Source organism: Enterobacter cloacae (genome assembly GCF_011078175.1).
GTDB lineage: Bacteria > Pseudomonadota > Gammaproteobacteria > Enterobacterales > Enterobacteriaceae > Enterobacter > Enterobacter cloacae_Q.
The window spans coordinates 602,435-620,168 of record NZ_JAALCJ010000002.1; the positions used below are offsets into that span (position 1 = coordinate 602,435).

At 51.7% G+C, this 17,734-nt stretch carries 11 protein-coding genes, 1 tRNA gene and 1 pseudogene; 6 read left to right on the forward strand and 7 right to left on the reverse strand.

Annotation, left to right across the window (positions count from 1 at the left end; all coding sequences use genetic code 11):
• The first annotated feature begins 88 nt into the window (after positions 1–88).
• The 4 genes from zorA1 to zorD are packed head-to-tail and all read left to right on the forward strand — an operon-like array spanning position 89 to position 7,953.
• Entirely contained in the window at positions 89–2,278 is a 2,190-nt protein-coding gene (gene zorA1, locus G6Q29_RS07045) for a type I Zorya anti-phage system protein ZorA1 (RefSeq protein WP_165465051.1), read from the forward strand.
• 13 nt (positions 2,279–2,291) lie between these two features.
• Positions 2,292–3,032, forward strand: a complete 741-nt coding sequence (gene zorB1 / locus G6Q29_RS07050; protein WP_165465052.1) for a type I Zorya anti-phage system protein ZorB1 — start codon at positions 2,292–2,294, stop codon at positions 3,030–3,032.
• Positions 3,029–4,711: a type I Zorya anti-phage system protein ZorC gene (gene zorC / locus G6Q29_RS07055; RefSeq protein ID WP_165465089.1), complete on the forward strand. Its 1,683-nt coding sequence runs from the start codon at positions 3,029–3,031 to the stop codon at positions 4,709–4,711. Before zorB1 ends, zorC begins: the two co-directional genes overlap by 4 nt.
• Entirely contained in the window at positions 4,711–7,953 is a 3,243-nt protein-coding gene (gene zorD / locus G6Q29_RS07060; RefSeq protein ID WP_165465053.1) for a type I Zorya anti-phage system protein ZorD, read from the forward strand. The genes zorC and zorD overlap by 1 nt, the downstream gene beginning before the upstream one ends.
• Before the next feature lie 149 nt (positions 7,954–8,102).
• Here zorD and G6Q29_RS07065 read toward each other — a convergent pair.
• From G6Q29_RS07065 to proB, 4 genes and pseudogenes are all read right to left on the reverse strand, one after another.
• Positions 8,103–9,287: pseudogene (locus tag G6Q29_RS07065) on the reverse strand (IS3 family transposase).
• Between the two features lie 419 nt (positions 9,288–9,706).
• Positions 9,707–9,782, reverse strand: a tRNA-Thr gene (locus G6Q29_RS07070).
• 111 nt (positions 9,783–9,893) lie between these two features.
• Positions 9,894–11,147, reverse strand: a complete 1,254-nt coding sequence (proA, locus tag G6Q29_RS07075) for a glutamate-5-semialdehyde dehydrogenase (RefSeq protein ID WP_165465054.1) — start codon at positions 11,145–11,147, stop codon at positions 9,894–9,896.
• Between the two features lie 11 nt (positions 11,148–11,158).
• The gene (gene proB / locus G6Q29_RS07080) at positions 11,159–12,262 is read right to left on the reverse strand and encodes a glutamate 5-kinase (RefSeq protein ID WP_165465055.1); all 1,104 of its coding nucleotides are present in this window, start codon (positions 12,260–12,262) and stop codon (positions 11,159–11,161) included.
• Between the two features lie 304 nt (positions 12,263–12,566).
• On the opposite strand from proB, the gene phoE reads away from it, so the two are divergent.
• The gene (phoE, locus tag G6Q29_RS07085) at positions 12,567–13,619 is read left to right on the forward strand and encodes a phosphoporin PhoE (RefSeq protein WP_165465056.1); all 1,053 of its coding nucleotides are present in this window, start codon (positions 12,567–12,569) and stop codon (positions 13,617–13,619) included.
• A gap of 132 nt (positions 13,620–13,751) precedes the next feature.
• On the opposite strand, the gene crl is transcribed toward phoE, so the two are convergent.
• The 3 genes from crl to gpt all read right to left on the reverse strand — a co-directional run bounded on the left by crl (position 13,752) and on the right by gpt (position 16,017).
• Positions 13,752–14,153, reverse strand: coding sequence for a sigma factor-binding protein Crl (crl, locus tag G6Q29_RS07090; protein WP_006809999.1), 402 nt, complete (start codon positions 14,151–14,153; stop codon positions 13,752–13,754).
• A gap of 56 nt (positions 14,154–14,209) precedes the next feature.
• Complete coding sequence (frsA, locus tag G6Q29_RS07095; RefSeq protein WP_165465057.1) at positions 14,210–15,454, reverse strand: esterase FrsA; 1,245 nt, start codon at positions 15,452–15,454, stop codon at positions 14,210–14,212.
• A 104-nt stretch (positions 15,455–15,558) separates the two neighbouring features.
• On the reverse strand, positions 15,559–16,017 hold the full coding sequence (gene gpt / locus G6Q29_RS07100; RefSeq protein ID WP_003863205.1) for a xanthine phosphoribosyltransferase: 459 nt from the start codon (positions 16,015–16,017) through the stop codon (positions 15,559–15,561).
• Positions 16,018–16,276: 259 nt separating this feature from the next.
• Here gpt and pepD point away from each other — a divergent pair, with 259 nt between their 5' ends.
• Positions 16,277–17,734 carry a cytosol nonspecific dipeptidase gene (pepD, locus tag G6Q29_RS07105; RefSeq protein ID WP_165465058.1) on the forward strand — a complete coding sequence of 486 codons (1,458 nt, stop codon included), beginning with the start codon at positions 16,277–16,279 and terminating at the stop codon, positions 17,732–17,734.

Consider the following 17,734-nt stretch of genomic DNA (forward strand, 5'->3'; position numbering starts at 1 on the left):
GTAGCCGCGCGTCGATTTTGATTAAAGGTAATCAAAATGTTGTCGATGGTTATTCTATGTGTGTATTTAATATAAAACAGGTAAAACTATGTCCTGGCTTAACTCCATTTTATTGGCACTAACCTCTGTGCAGCCTTATATGGTGCCAGCAACCGTTATCGGCCTCGTCAGTTTTGCATTTCTTTCTTTTATCCTCTTTTACCTGTTAAGAGCGATTAACATTGTTACTCGATTAAAAAAATATACACACTCAATTAATGGTATTGAAAAGAATGAGCCGGAAGATCAACTTCAGCACTTACAAAATTTGTTTGTGCAGCCGGAACTGAAACACGCCTGGAATGAGTTTGCCGAATCCCTTCATCCGCAGCACGAGCTGGTCGGCAGCGAAGAGAAGATTGTCAAAATTCGCGCGACAGCCCCCAGCGCCAGCTACTTCTCTGAACAACAACTGGTGGATATTCCACTCAACACCGAATTCTTCAAGCATCTACCCGGCATTCTGACCGGTGTGGGGATTATTGGCACGTTCTATGGGTTGATGATTGGCCTGAACCACTTTGACCCCAGCACGCCGGAGCAGGTCGCCAGCAGCGTCAATAATCTTCTGCACGATGTGCTGTACGCTTTCCTTGGCTCTGCGGTTGCTATTTTTGCGTCCATCGTCGTCACGTGGCTGGAAAAATTCTCTCTGGCGAAATGCTATAAGTATCTGGAAAAGTTTACCGCCTCCATCGACAAGCTCTATATCAGCGGCGTGGGTGAGGAGTATCTCGCCTCACTGGTGAAATCCAGCAACGAAAGCGCCACTCAGGCGCGCCACCTGAAAGAGAGCCTGGTCACCGATCTTCGTGACATGCTGCTGCATCTCGCCGAAAGCCAGAAAGTTGAAAATGAACGCCTCGCGAATACATTGAGCAACACCTATCGCGAATCAGGCGCACAGTTTGCTGACCAGGTGAGCGGCGCAATCGAAAATAGCCTGAAGTCACCGCTGGATAAAATTGCGGGCGCCGTTCAGACGGCCAGCGGCGATCAAAGCGGTATGGTCCAGAACATGCTGCAGGATGTGCTGACCGCATTTATGGCGAAGCTCGATACCACCTTTGGTCAGCAGTTTACCAACCTCAACGAAATGATGGGGCAAACCGTTGGCACGATCCAGACGATGCAAAACGGCTTCTCCGCTCTGCTACAGGATATGCGACAGGTCAGTGACGATTCCCGCCAGGGTAGCGCACAGTTAATTGAACAGCTGCTCTCTGAAATGAAATCGGGCCAACAGGCCATGCAGGCTGGCATGAATGACATGCTGACCAGCTTACAGTCCTCTGTCGCCAAAATTGGTGCTGAAGGCGAAGGTGCGGGTGAGCGTATGGCGCGCCAGCTTGAGAAAATGTTTGCCGACAGCGAAGCGCGTGAAAAAGCCCTGGCAGAACACATGTCTGCCTTCATTGAAGCCATTCAGAATTCAGTGCAGCAGGGCCAAAGTGCCACGATGGAAAAAATGGCGGCCTCTGTCGAAGCACTCGGGGAACAGTTGGGCAGTCTGTTCGGCCAGATCGATAAGGGTCAGCAACAGATATCAGCAAACCAGCAGGCTAATCAGCAGTCCCTGCACGAACAGACGCAGCGAGTGATGAGTGAAGTAGACGATCAGATCAAACAGTTGATTGAAACCGTTGCCAGCCAGCATCAGGGCACGACGGAAACCCTGAACAAACTCGCAGAACAAACCAACCGTCAGATCCACGATATGCAAAACGGCGCGGACAAAATGCGTGTTGCCGCCGAGCGCTTTGAGCATGCAGGCGATAAAGTGTCACAAGCGAATCACCTCACGGCTGATGTCCTGAATAAAGCGCAGTCGGCCGGATCCTCACTCTCCCTTGCCACCAGCGAACTCACTTCAGTGGTGGCCGATTATCGTAACAATCGTGAAGCTGTCAGCAAATCCATTGCCATGCTGGAGCTGCTTGCTGCCAATACCCAGTCTGAACAAACCACCCGTAGTCAGTTCATCAACGATCTGAAGCAGCACGGAGAGCGCTTGCAGAGCTATAACCGCGAAGCCCAGACCTTTATGGAAAATGTCAGTGACGTGCTCGGCAAAGGGTTTGAAGACTTCTCAGAAGGCGTATCGCGCAGTCTGGATAAAACGCTAGGCAAACTGGATGTCGAAATGGCAAAAGCTTCTACGCTGCTTGCCGGATCCGTTGAGCAGATCGGCGAAAGCGTCAACGAGCTTGATGATGTTCTGTCACGTGTTCGTGCCTGAGGAGTGACCGCTGATGTTTGGGAATGCATTTGGCGTTAAAAAACGCCGTGGCGATGAAGCTGAGAAACCCTTCTGGATCTCCTACGCCGATCTGATGACCGCCATGATGGTGCTCTTTTTAGTCGTCATGGTGGCATCATTGAGTTCCGTGACACAGCGTATCCAACGCGCAGAACAGGGTGAAAAAACGAGAGGGCAGGATATTTCCAGGCTGTGTGAACGTCTGGAACTGCATGCCCGTAACGTAAACAAAACCATCGTGGTGGATTGCCATGATAACCGCATCAGCTTTGGGGAGGCTGGGCGTTTTGACCATAATCAGTTCTTCCTTAACGCTGAAGGTCAAAAAGCGTTGCAAGATGTGGTTCCATTGGTGCTGGAAGCGTCTGACAGCGAAGAAGGTAAAAAGTGGTTTAAGCAAATCGTTATTGAAGGATTTACCGATACCGACGGCTCTTACCTCTACAATTTACACCTCTCTTTGCAACGTTCCGAATGGGTGATGTGCAGCTTGCTTGATAGCCGCAGCCCATTGCAAAAAAGCATTTCGGCAGAACAGCAGATCCAAATTCGAAAGCTGTTCCTCGCAGGTGGAGTTTCGTTTAATAACGCGAAGGAAAGTAAAGAGGCCAGCCGCCGCGTTGAGTTACGCATGCAGTTCTTCGGTCTGAAAGATAAGCATGATGCCGCAGACGAGGTGAATTTCCCGCCAGTCGTGAATAAAGAAGTTTGTCAGTTGGTGATGCCGCAATGACGCCCGCTCTAAGCTCTCTTGCACAACGTATCGCCGCGAGGCTGTCATCCAGCCAGCAGAATGACAATTCCCTGCGTCATGATTTCCCTGCGCTGACGTCGGCTGGTATCGAAATGGAAAAGCGTTTCGACAAGGTAGATAAAATTCCCACGCCACCTCATGAGATGCGGCTGGCGGCGCTACGTCGTTTTCGTCTTGCAGAAGAACTGACCGAACGTGAGTGGCGAATGGTATTTCATGGTCTTGTCGATAATGACCCTCTGTACCCCGACCAGCCAATATTGCTGGAAGATGAACAACTTTTCCCCGAGGTAAATAGTGCTATCAAAAAGCGGATCGAAACCAGGAAGCTAAAACGTCGGGATTGGGCTGCACTCTGTGCCAGCTATTTTGCCTACAGGAACGAAACCCCGGAATCAAACCCGCATTGGTGCATATTGCGTGGTCATATCGCTCAGGGCTACCTGGTGGTGAAGGCCGCGACCCGCAGAGAAAAATCGTGGATGAAAACTATTGAGTTTTACCACGATATTTTTACGCCACAGGCTGGCGGTGTGATCTCTCAGCAGTTACTCGCAGGCGAAAGCAACTCACTCTCTTCATTAGAAAAAATCGCTCAAATTCCCGACAGCAGCTGGTTGTGGAAACGTATTTTCACGGTGCTACTGGCGCAACTTGATACCCTGGATGATCCTCATTATCTGGACAAAATCAGTTGGTTATTAGAGCTGGCGGCGCAGTGGGTACGTTTTCGTGATGACATCATGACAGCGACGCTAACCCGTTATTACCACTCTACCTATCGCGATCAGGCGCATTCCGCCCTGAAACAGGCCGCACTGGAATACTGGGATAACCCTCAGTTGAAAAGCCAACAAAATAAGTGGCATCAGTATGTTTCTGAACCCGTCGCAGCGATGGTGCGGGGCTGGCTGGCAAAACAAGATCTGATGCACTTCTTTGAACTGCTTCGCGGCAATGGCGATGTCGACCAGGCGCGACTCTTTTATTGGCTACGGTTTGCGAACCAGATGGGATTTACCCGTATCGTGATGGGGCAGGATGCCTGGCAAGATCGTGGCAGCGACTTTGTGAAATTCCGCGAGGAGAATCGTGGGAGATTGAGCCATCTGCGCGGTGGGCGTAGTTTCGATAACGCCATGATCATGCAAATTAACGATTACATTTTCGTTGAATTTTCCGGGACGGGGAACGCGATGTATGCCTACCGGGTGGGTCAGGCTCCATTTAACCCAGAGTCACACTCATTGGATATTAATATCCAATTAAAAGATAAATACCGTAATGTACTTCGTCTTCCACATACCCCACGAGCCGAAGGGTACAACAAGACCCGAATCACTGGCTGGATGCTGAAATATGACGATGAATTACGTCAGCTGGGTATCCGCTGGATGGCTGAAGAGCCCGTCAAATTTGTAGATAACAAAGCGCCCTCACCCGCCTCGGTATCTGACATCAAAATCATCAATCCATTGCGGGATACAGCAATACAGCGCCTGGTTGAAAATACCTCATGCATCGTCAGCGATAACCGACAAAAAGGTGGAGTGCTGTCCGTTCAGCTCAAATCAGCTGACGACACAACAGAAAGAGAGTTGCTTCGACTCGGTTTCACCCCTGCGACTAAAGAACCGCATCGCTACTGGATCAAATAATGCTGAAACGTCTTTTAAGTAAACTGGCGGGAAACCGTCAGCAGATAGAACGCCATCTGAAGAATCAGTATCAGGTTGAGGATAACGGGCTCAGTTTTCCGCAATCGTTGGTTGATGATCCAGAGCTTTGGGCGTTGGCATCCTGGCTTGAGCAATTGGCTGAAGAAGAATATCTGATATCACTAACAGACCGCTGGTTGTTGAGCTGGGATGCCTTGTATCGCCTGGTGGAAGATAAAGAACACTCCAGCAGCCTACCTCTTATTGGCGTCCCAGAGGTATTACCGTTACGTGCAAGTCTGAGTTCGCGTGGGGCATTAAGCGATAGTGATTTTCGTGTCGGGATTGCGGAATGGACATTGGTTCCTTCCCGCCAGCCTATTCGTTTCAATCGTACCGGCGCTATTTTTACTTATGAAAATCAACAGCACCTGTTATCGCGGGAAAACTGGGCACTCTTACAGGCAATAGAGCAGCTGAGTACTCAGCAAATTCAGACGCCTGGCGAAACCACTAACCAGCTGGGATGGGCCGCTATTCGCAAATGTGCGAAACAAGCTGCCGCAAAATTTGATGACTACTTAGAAAAGACGCACGTTATCACACCGACATCGTTGTCATTACGTCTGCGTAAGGCGACGGTTGCTGATACTACCGTTATCGAGATTGAGCCACACTTCGAGGACCAGCCCAATAACTGGCTCGGCAGTTTTGCCAAGAACTCACAGGTTTACGATAGCTACCGTATTCCCGGAGAGAACGGCGAGCTCAGCCACGTCATCATCCCACCTGAAGTAAAAGAAGTCCTGAATTCAATACACTCAATTCCCGGTCGCCGGGTTGCCGGAAGTGAAGCGCTATCTTTTGTTCGCAACCCCTATACTTTCCTGGGCGAAGATGCCGCCAGTGTTATTGCCCCCGAGGATCACGAACAAGCACTGTTTGATGCCCATATTTTCTTTCATCACTTTAGGCTTCAACCCCAAATCAATGATGAGAATAAGATAGAGAACATTACGCTAGTGCTGGAACCTGTCTCACCGGTACCACAACCCGAGACGTCATTCCTCTTCTCTGCTCCATGGGAGTTAGATAAATTTGTTCAGGCCGTAGGGATCAGCGTTGCCGCGCAAATGCCTGCGGGTTCCTGGCAGGGTTACGAGCTGGAACTGAGCCAATTCACTGAACAGCAATGGCATGATTGCCAGTCGTTGTTGTTACGTTGGCAACAGGAAGTCGAGGGTAAGGAATTTAACGATGTCCTGGATCTGGGCAAATATGGCGATCGCGTCATCGGCATTGGTGAGTTCGAAAAAATATCCTCGCCCTGGCTGACCAAGGCAAAAAGTGAAGACTGGCTCCCTGATGACATCGACTTCTCCGCATTTTCGGCGGAGACGCTAACGGGCTGGCAACCTGAAAACCTGCAGCATTTCGATGAACTGCAGGAGAGAATTACCCAGGCAGAAGCATCTGGCGAAACGTATATCATCTCCCCCTGGAATGAGACTGAACTGCCGCTGGATGCAGCGAAAACCTTCAGTAAGAACTGGGAAAAACAGCAAAAGGCAGCACAGGAATCAGAGGACAGCGCTGTTGAAAAAGCCGCCCGGGCTGTGCTGAAAATTGAACAGAACATTGAAGAAGCGGCCTATATCAAACAACGCCGCGATTCACTCCTCAATGCACGTCATGCTGAACCTGAAATTCCTCTGAGCCTTAAAGAACATATCCGACTTAAAGACCACCAGCGTGAAGGCGTGGCCTGGCTTCAGCAACTCTTTCTTCGTTCACCTCAGGAAACGGCAGGTTGCTTGCTGGCGGATGACATGGGGCTGGGGAAAACGCTGCAAATCCTGAGCTTCCTGGTCTGGTTCATTGAAAAATTCCCTGGCGAGCCGCCAAGCCTCATCGTTGCCCCCGTTTCTCTTTTGGATAACTGGGAACGTGAACTGGATAATTTCTTCTATACCGCCGGGATTTCAGTGTTGAAATTATATGGCGATACCATCAAAGCAGTGAAATACCCGAAACAGGCGATCCCGGCTCATCTGCAGTCTCAGGGGATCAAAAACCTGCTCAAACCCGGCTGGCAGGGTGAAGCGAAAATCATTCTGACCACCTACGAAACGCTTCGCGATCAAGAGTTCTCACTGGCACGCCAGCCCTGGTCAATTATGGTGTGCGACGAGGCACAAAAGATAAAGAACCCAGCGGCATTAATCACTCATGCAGCCAATGCGATACAAGCAAGATTTAAAGTGGCATGTACCGGCACGCCTGTCGAAAACACGCTTGTAGACCTGTGGAGCCTCTTTGATTTCGCCCAGCCGGGCCTGTTAGGGGCACTCAATGAATTCGGCAAACACTATGTTCGCCCTATCGAGAACGAAGCAGGTCGCGATACAGGGCGGCTTGAAAGTTTACGCGCGTTGATTGAACCCCAGACATTACGCCGAACGAAAGAAGAAGTTGCGCGTGATTTGCCGCAAAAAATCGAAGTCACCAGCTGTAAACAACTGCCGCTTTCTGGCCCTCAAAAGCAACTGTATCTGTCCTCGATAGCAAACTGGCAACAACAGCAGACACTCAGTGAAGGAATGCAGCAAGCAGGAACGGGGATGTTGGGGTTATTACATCGCCTTAAACTCATTTGTGCACACCCGGCAGTCGTTAACCCTGAGCCTCGTTATCAGGAAGGGTCGCCAAAGCTGAACTGGATGTTGAAAACGCTGGATGAGATTAAGCACACCAGCAAAGACAAAGTAATCATCTTTACAGAGCTGCGCGATCTCCAGCGCGAAATACAGCATGCTATCCAACAGCGATTCGGTTTCCGTCCGGTGATCATCAACGGCGACACCAGCACTAAAAGTCATAGCCAGAATAGCCGCCAGCGATTGATTGATGATTTCCAGTCTCAGCCCGGTTTTGGCGTGATTATTCTCTCCACCGTCGCGGTTGGATTTGGGGTGAACGTCCAGAAAGCAAACCACGTTATTCATTTCACCCGCTGCTGGAATCCGGCAAAAGAAGATCAGGCAACTGACCGCGCTTACCGTATCGGCCAGACAAAGGATGTGTATGTCTATTATCCGACGGTAATGGACTCTGAAATCACGACGTTTGAAGAAACGCTAGACGAACTCCTTCAGCGTCGCCGGGCATTGGCGAGGGATATGTTGTGCTCTGCACCGGATCTAAGCAGCGCTGATTTTGAGAACATTTTAAAAGGGACGTAAGCGCTCGATTTCCGCACTATAAAAAAGATGCTTAGGTCCGTTTCAAAGCCAATACCTGCTGACCACCTCAATAAGATGTGTTGTTAATCCAGGGATAAAAACCCGCCGCAAGAACTGACCCCTTAAAGTTGGACAGTTTTCTTAGCGGGCTATATGGCCTGTGTTCGGTATTGTACCGGACTCAGGCCGTTTAGTTTAAGCTTGATGCGTTCGTGGTTGTAATAATGAATATAGTCATCAATATCAGCCATCAGGTTGTCGATATCGGTGTAACTCTTCCCACTACAGCACTCTGTTTTCAGAGTCCCAAAGAAGCTTACGCAACCCGTCACCGGCACCCATTCGTTCTTCAGACTCCTGAAGAAGCGCTCCATTGGGCTATTATCCCAGCAGTTTACGCGCCGACTCATACCCTGTCTGATCCGTTATCGCCACAGTTACTGCCGGAACTGCCTGCTTGTATAATGACTGCCTTGGTCGCTGTGGAACATTACTCCAACGGGCTTGCCGCGCGTTTCCCATGCCATTTCCAGCGCTTTTATAGTGAGTCTGCTGTCCGGTGAGAATGACATTGCCCAGCCCACTGATTTCCTTGCGAACGGGTCGAGAACAACGGCAGGTATGCCCGGCGCTTATCTGTCCAGATATAGGTCACATCACCGCACCACACCTGGTTTGGCTCTGTTACGGCGAACTGTCGCTCAAGATGATTTGGGATTGCAACGTGCGCATGACCGCCACGCCTGTTCCGGTGAGCCGGCTGCTGGCACCTGACCAGCCTCATCTCTTTCATGAGTCTGCCAGCGAGCCAGCGCCCCATCTGGTAGCCTCTCTGAATGGCCATTGTGGCGATGCTTCTTGCTCCGGCAGAACCGCGGCTGATGCCATGTAGCTCAGGTACCTGACTGCATAATACAGCCCGTTTGCCGTCTGGCTTTTCAGGACGGTTTTTCCAGTATTTGTAGCTACTGCGATGAACCCCGAACGCGTGGCAGAGAGTAACCACAGGATAACGCGCCCTGAGTTTCCCGATTATCGAGAATTGTTCAGGGAGTCTGACATCAAGAGCGCGGTAGCCTTTTTAATATGTCGTTATCCATTTCAATACGTTGTAGTTTTTTCTTTAGCTCACGTATTTCGATTTGTTCCGGCGTAATTGGGGAGGCTTTTGGCGTTTTGCCCTGACGTTCTTCACGCAGCTGTTTGACCCATTTCGTCATCGTGGAAAGACCAGCATACATAGCCCTGGCAGCGTCAGAGACGGTGTAGTTGTGATCGACAACCAGCTGAGCGGATTCGCGTTTGAATTCAGGACTAAAATTTCTTCTTTTCATTGGTGCACCGGTGTGGTTCTGAGGTGAGCATATCACCTCTGTTCAGGTGGCCAAATTCAGTAAACCACTTCACAACAATCTGATACGCCAAAAAACAGCTGGCAATAAAAAAGTATATTTCTACCACTTCCTATTAAATATATGCACGTCAGTGAATCCATCTGAACCTGGTTGCCCCATTGTAGTTTTTCTATGGTGAGGCTTTTCAGAACACAGAACGGGCTCTTCCATTACACCCACGGGTAACTCAGAGCGAGACGCGTTAGCACGACCATCCCAAGTAGATGCCGTAGTTAGCATTCATGAGATAGAAAGGGAATGAGAAGCTATAGGATGCTAAACAAGTACGTGAGTAAGTACGCGAGACGAAAAACAGGGAATTTCACTGAAGAGGTAATTTTGTAACTACCTGATTTTAATGGTGCCGATAATAGGAGTCGAACCTACGACCTTCGCATTACGAATGCGCTGCTCTACCAACTGAGCTATATCGGCCCTGAGAGACCGGTTACGAGCGTAACCACGGGGCAAAAGAGTAGATCTAACCGGGTGATGCGTCAATGCCCTTTTGAATCAAACGGCTATTTTTGCATCACCCGTGATTATTTACGCACGAATTGTATCGTCACCGAAGCCGATCCACTTGTAGGTGGTCAGTGCTTCCAGCCCCATCGGACCACGGGCGTGCAGCTTCTGTGTGCTCACCGCCACCTCCGCGCCCAGACCAAACTGGCCGCCATCGGTGAAGCGCGTCGAGGCATTGACGTAAACCGCAGACGAATCCACTTCATTCACAAAACGATCGGCATTGCGCAAGGTGCGCGTCAGGATCGCATCAGAATGCTGGGTTCCGTGTTCACGAATGTGCGCAATGGCGTCATCAAGATCCGCAACCACCTTCACGTTCAGATCCAGCGACAAATATTCATCGTTGTACTGCTCCGCGTTAACCGGAACGACATTCGCCGGACCGTCTTTCAGCAGGGCGAGAGCGCTCTCGTCCGCATGCAGCGTGACGCCACTTTCCGCCATCTGCTTGCTCAGCGCTGGCAGGAAGGTACTGGCGATGCCCTGATGCACCAGCAGCGTTTCTACCGTATTACAGGTGCTTGGACGCTGAGTTTTAGCGTTGACGATAATCTTCAGCGCAGGGTCGATCTCCGCGGTGTCATCCACCACGATATGGCATACGCCAATACCGCCGGTGATCACCGGAATGGTGGATTGCTCACGGCACAGCTTGTGCAGGCCCGCGCCCCCGCGTGGGATGAGCATGTCGATATATTTGTCCATGCGCAGCATCTCGTTGACCAGCGCACGGTCGGGGCTTTCAATTGCCTGCACGGCACCCGCCGGTAAACCACACTCCCCCAGCGCCTGCTGAATGACGTTTACCGTCGCGGCGTTGGTGCGCCAGGTCTCTTTCCCGCCACGCAGGATCGCGGCGTTACCGGTCTTCAGGCACAGGGAGGCGACATCCACCGTCACGTTTGGGCGCGCTTCGTAAATCACCCCAATGACGCCAAGCGGCACGCGGCGACGCTCAAGGCGTAACCCGCTGTCGAGCACCCCACCGTCAATCACCTGCCCTACCGGGTCGGCGAGGTTGCACACCTGACGGACGTCGTCGGCGATACCTTTCAGACGTGCCGGGGTCAGCGCCAGACGGTCGAGCATCGCTTCGCTCAAGCCGTTGCGACGCGCCTCCAGCAGATCCTGCTCGTTGGCGAGCAAAATCTCCTGTGACTGAGATTCCAGATAATCAGCGATTTTTTCCAGCACGCGGTTTTTCTCGCGGCTGGAAAGGAGCGCCAGTTTATAAGAGGCGGCTTTCGCGGCTGCGCCCATTTGTTCCAGCATGTTCTGGCTCCTTAACGAATAATCATGTCGTCACGATGCACGGCAACCGGACCATATTCATAGCCCAGGATGGCGTCAATCTGCTGGGAATGGTGACCAGCAATCCGACGCAGCGCGTCGCTGTTATAACGACTTACGCCATGAGCGATGTCGCGACCTTCAAGGTTACGGATTCGGATCACTTCACCACGCGAGAAGTTGCCTGTCACGCTTTTAATTCCTTTTGGAAGTAACGAGCTTCCTCTTTCCAGAATAGCGGCGGTCGCGCCTTCATCCACGGTCAATTCGCCAGCCGGGGGCGCGCCAAAGATCCAGCGTTTTCGGTTTTCCAGCGGGGTCGCCAGGGCGTGGAAGCGCGTACCCACAGAGATGCCTTCCATCACATCGCCTATCACGCCCGGACGGCTGCCTGCGGCGATGATAGTGTCGATACCGGCCCGGCACGCCACGTCCGCGGCCTGTAGCTTGGTGCCCATGCCGCCTGTCCCCAGACCAGAAACGCTGTCACCCGCAATGGCACGCAGCGCATCGTCAATGCCGTGAACGTCTTTGATCAGTTCAGCCTGTGGATTAGAACGCGGGTCAGCGGTAAACAGCCCCTGCTGATCGGTCAGAAGCAGCAGCTTATCAGCCCCTGCCAGAATCGCCGCCAGCGCAGAGAGATTATCGTTATCGCCCACTTTAATTTCAGCGGTAGCAACAGCGTCGTTTTCGTTAATGACCGGAACGATATTGTTATCCAGCAGCGCACGCAGCGTATCGCGGGCGTTCAGGAAACGTTCTCTGTCTTCCATATCCGCACGCGTAAGCAGCATCTGCCCGACGTGAATGCCGTAGATGGAGAACAATTGTTCCCAGAGCTGTATGAGTCGGCTTTGTCCCACGGCGGCCAGCAGCTGTTTGGAGGCGATCGTCGCGGGGAGTTCGGGGTAGCCCAGGTGTTCACGCCCGGCGGCAATCGCCCCGGAAGTCACAATCACAATGCGATGCCCTGCGGCATGCAACTGAGCGCACTGACGTACAAGCTCAACGATATGGGCACGATTCAGGCGGCGCGATCCGCCTGTTAACACACTGGTACCGAGTTTTACCACCAGCGTCTGGCTGTCACTCATGATTCTCTGCCGTTCAACAATAAGGGAAATGATGTCAGTCAGACGTTTTAACAGGTGTCAGCCCCGTTGCCAACTGCCTTAGCGCATGACCCGTCACTTTGTTGCGCGGGATCAGGAAGCGTAGCGGCAGATTTTGACAATTTTATTACCGAAAAATTAAAACATACTTTTTTAGACATATTCTTACTTTGTCATAAAACTTTCACCCACGAACGATAAAACCCTTCCTGTTTTTCACGGGGTAATAAGTCGAATCTTATTGCTCAGCGAATATTAGCGCGTTTTGATAACATCAGGATTGAAAATGAAAAAGAGCACTCTGGCATTAATGGTAATGAGCGTAGTTGCTTCCGCCTCTGTTCACGCAGCAGAAGTTTATAATAAAAACGGTAATAAACTGGACGTGTACGGCAAAGTAAAAGCAATGCACTACCTCAGTGATGATGATGCTAAGGATGGTGATCAGACTTATGTTCGTTTCGGCTTTAAAGGTGAAACGCAGATTAACGATCAGCTGACAGGCTACGGACGCTGGGAAGCTGAATTTGCGGGTAACAAAGCAGAGAGCGACTCTTCGCAAAAAACACGTCTGGCATTTGCTGGCCTGAAACTAAAAGACTTCGGCTCACTGGATTACGGCCGTAACCTGGGCGCGCTGTATGACGTCGCCGCATACACCGATATGTTCCCGGAGTTCGGCGGTGACGGTCTGGCACAGACCGATAACTTTATGACGAAACGCGCCTCCGGTCTGGCCACATACCGTAATACCGATTTCTTTGGCCTGGTTGACGGCCTGAATATGACCCTGCAATACCAGGGCAAAAATGAAAACCGCGACGTGAAGAAGCAAAACGGTGACGGCTTCGGTACTTCCCTGAGCTATGACTTTGGCGGCAGCGATTTTTCTGTGATTGGTGCGTATGCCAGTTCCGATCGCACCAACGAGCAAAACCTTCAGGCACGCGGTGAAGGTAAAAAAGCAGAAGGCTGGGCTACCGGTTTAAAATATGATGCCAACGATATCTATCTGGCCACTATTTATTCCGAAACTCGCAACATGGCCCCCATTTCCGGTGGCTTTGCAAACAAAGCACAAAACGTCGAAGTGGTGGCGCAATATCAATTTGACTTTGGTCTGCGCCCGTCCCTGGGTTATGTGCAGTCTAAAGGCAAAGATATCGAAGGTATCGGGGATGAAGATATCGTGAAATACATCGATGTAGGCGCAACGTATTATTTCAACAAAAATATGTCTGCGTTTGTTGATTATAAAATCAACCAGATCGATGACGATAATAAACTGGGCGTAAGCAGCGATGATATCGTTGCACTGGGCATGACCTATCAGTTCTGATGTTGTGGTAATAAAAAAACCGGCGCTGAGCCGGTTTTTTTGTGCCCGGTGACGCTGTGCTTACCGGGCGTACGGGATAGTACATTTTACAGGCCGGGTAAGGCGTAGCCGCCACCCGGCGCAGTGGCATCATCAGGCTCTCAGTTTCACCGCTTCGCTGGAAAAATCGTCCGCAGGCTCCAGCTTCAGATCCAGCGTTGCCAGCAGGTCACGAGCTTTGCCGTGAAATTCTTTTAGCGTATGCTCCAGGCGATCGATCACTTCCTGATCTTTGATGCTCGTCGCCTGCCAGTGCCCGTCTTTATTAAACAGGCCAAACTGATAGCTATAGGTAAAACGGTTTTCCTGTGCTTCCATTTCCATCCACCAGCCCCAGAACTCACGTTTTTCAGGTGCAGGCTTCACGTTGACGCAAACAGCCAGGCAGTCGAAAAAAAAGCGATTCTCTTCACACTGCTCTTCTCGAATATACGGGCCAAGAGCCATGAACTTCTTAATCAGTCTACTTTTCGGGTGTCCACTCGGTAACGTCATTGCGATCTCCTTTTGTGAAGCACTGTTTTACCAAACCAACGAAATTTAGCAAACTATTAACACAATCTCTGCGTGATCCAGCGTGTGATCTCTTTCAGCGCTTTGTCAAAATTCTGGTACACCGGGCTGAAGGGTACCTCCAGCAATTTACCATCAGAAGATGACGACGTGATTAAGCGTGACTCCTCTTCCGGGCTAAACGGATCGTTCTTCCAGAAACCGGACATCATCGGGGTTGGGCAGCGGCGGCCGAGTAGGCCCTGCGTTTTTAATGAATAACGATTAAGTTCAATGCGCAACGCTTCGTCTGAAGCATCATGCATGCCAAGTCGGCTCGCCAGCACGTCCAGATACATCTCAGGAACGCTACCCTGACGCGCAGGATCGCTTAACAGAGCATGCACCACCGGACCAAGACAGGCGACGGCCTTCAGGCGTGAAGATTCAAGGTAGGCCAGCCGTACCGCGACGTTAGCGCCAAAGCGGAAGCCAAACGCGCCTACCCGGGTGTGGTCAACCCAGGGGATGTTCTCCAGCGCTTTTAATGCATGCTGGTGCAGCAGGCTGGAGTCTTGCGAAAGTTTCCATTTGGATGAAAAACCAATGGAAGGCATATCGAGCGTCAGCATGGCGATCCCGTTAGGGGCAAAGTAGCGCTCATACAGGCTGTAATAGTCGATTTGTAGCGAGTCCAGGCCACCGCACATCAGAACCGTCGGGAACGGCCCTTCCCCCTCCGGCATATGCAGGAATCCGGTCACCGGGCTGCCGCCGGGAATGGCGAACTCAATTTCACGCATCCGACCAGGCAACCGCTGGGCGGCCTCTTCATAAGCCCGGTTAGCCAGCGCCTGGGCCTGCTCTGCCAGTTCGTCGCCTTTCAGATGCGGGTATGCAGCGATGCTGTAAAGGTTTGCCGCATGCAGCCAGTGCTTGCCGCTGAGAGTGGCATCTTCTTCCTGGCTCGCTTTTTGCTGCCAGAGCATGGCCTGCTTTGACCATTCGTAGATCCAGTTCCCACCACGGTAGCCCACCACCGTATCGTAGAGATCGCCGTCGGTACGCTCGGACTCACTCATCACGATACGCGCCTGCACGTCGAGGATTTCACGTGGATCGATGCCGCGCCAGATCCACATCAGACGGTTAATCATTCGATACCAGTGGGGCACATTTTTACCGTCTAACGCTGACTGAACGGCAGGCATTGTCCCCGGATTAAACCGACGCACCAGCGTCGACGTTTCAGGGTGCTTGAAACGGGGTTTGAAAAGAGTTTCGGTGAGATTCGCCTGCGTCATTGCGTTGCCTCCATGGATACGTCATATGGAGACCATTGTAACGCGTGGCAGGGTAAAAAGAACAACGCCCGGCATAACCGGGCGTGTAAAGTTACGTACTGAAATTAACGGCCAGAGATAGGCGGTACGAAGACCACGCCCATATCCCATGGCTGTTCAATCCAGGTATCCTGCGGGATATCAATGACGTAATCATCAACCAGTGGGCGACCCGCTGGTTTCGCGAAGATAGTGACGAAGTGCGCTTTTGGATACATTTCGCGGATAGCCACAGCGGTACCGCCGGTGTCCACCAGATCGTCGATAACGATAAAGCCTTCACCGTCGCCTTCGGCGCGCTTCAGCACTTTCAGTTCACGCTGGTTGTCGTGGTCATAGCTGGAGATACATACGGTATCGACATGACGAATACCCAGCTCACGTGCCAGCAGCGCCCCCGGTACCAGACCGCCACGGCTGACGGCAATAATGCCTTTCCACTGCTCGGAAGGCATCAGACGCGCAGCCAGTTTGCGTGCGTGAATCTGCAACATGTCCCAGGTGACGACGTATTTTTCGCTCATGTGAAGTGTCCCAGCCTGTTTATATACGGCTTAAAAAAAATGAGGGTGAACCAGGTTGCGCGAGATTATAGAGATCTGACGCACTAAAAACCAGTGTTACGCGCCATGAGCCTGAGTTTTTACATGCTTAATGCTACCAGCCACGGGAGAAAGTGGTATTCTCAGTTGCATCTCGCAAGCCTGTCTTGTGGTAACGATTAACCTGCTAACCCTGTGACCTGCAACATTGTTTTGCAGCGCAACGACAAGGAGACCTATCGTGTCTGAACTGTCTCAATTATCTCCACAGCCGCTGTGGGATATTTTTGCCAAAATCTGCTCCATTCCGCACCCTTCCTATCACGAAGAACAGCTTGCCGAACATATTATGGGCTGGGCGAAGGAAAAAGGTCTGCACGCTGAGCGCGATCAGGTTGGCAACATTCTGATCCGCAAACCTGCCACCGCAGGTATGGAAAACCGCAAGCCAGTGGTATTGCAGGCACACCTGGACATGGTTCCGCAGAAAAACAACGACACCGTTCACGACTTCACAAAAGACCCGATTCAGCCGTACATCGACGGTGAGTGGGTGAAGGCGCGCGGCACGACCCTGGGCGCAGATAACGGCATTGGTATGGCTTCCGCGCTGGCCGTGCTGGCTGACGACAGCGTTGAACACGGTCCGCTGGAAGTGCTGCTGACCATGACTGAAGAAGCGGGCATGGATGGTGCGTTCGGTCTCCAGGCAAACTGGCTGCAAGCGGACATTCTGATCAACACCGACTCCGAAGAAGAAGGTGAGATCTACATGGGCTGCGCGGGCGGGATCGATTTCATCTCTACCCTGCCGCTCTCCCGCGAAGCGATCCCTGCGGGATTCGAAACCTTTAAGCTGACGCTGAAAGGGCTGAAAGGCGGTCACTCCGGCGGTGATATTCACCTGGGACTGGGCAACGCCAACAAACTGCTGGCGCGTTTCCTGGCGGGCCATGCCGCTGAGCTGGATCTGCGCGTGGTGGACTTCAACGGCGGTACTCTGCGTAACGCGATCCCTCGCGAAGCCTTTGCTACCGTTGCAGTGCCTGCGGCGAAAGCGGATGAACTGAAAAAACTCGCCAGCGCGTATCTGGATATCCTGAAAAACGAACTGTCTGCGAAAGAGAAAAACCTGACTGTCGTGCTGGAGTCCGTAACAACGGATAAAACCGCGCTGACAACGCAGTCTCGTGACACCTTTGTGCAACTGCTGAACGCAACGCCAAACGGTGTGATCCGTAATTCAGATGTCGCAAAAGGCGTGGTGGAAACCTCCCTGAACGTGGGCGTGGTGACCATGGGTGATGACAGCGCAGAGATCATCTGCCTGATCCGTTCCCTGATCGACAGCGGTAAAGAGTACGTTGTGAGCATGCTGGAATCTCTGGGTACCCTGGCGGGCGCGAAAACGTCTGCAAAAGGCAGCTACCCGGGCTGGCAGCCGGATGCAAGCTCTCCGGTCATGGCGCTGGTGCGTGAAACTTATCAGCGACTGTTCAACAGCACCCCGAACATTCAGGTTATTCACGCGGGTCTGGAGTGTGGTCTGTTCAAGAAACCGTATCCGGATATGGACATGGTCTCCATTGGGCCAACCATCACCGGGCCACACTCCCCGGATGAGCAGGTTCATATTGAAAGCGTCGGTCACTACTGGACGCTGCTGACTGAACTGCTGAAAGCAATTCCTGTTAAGTAA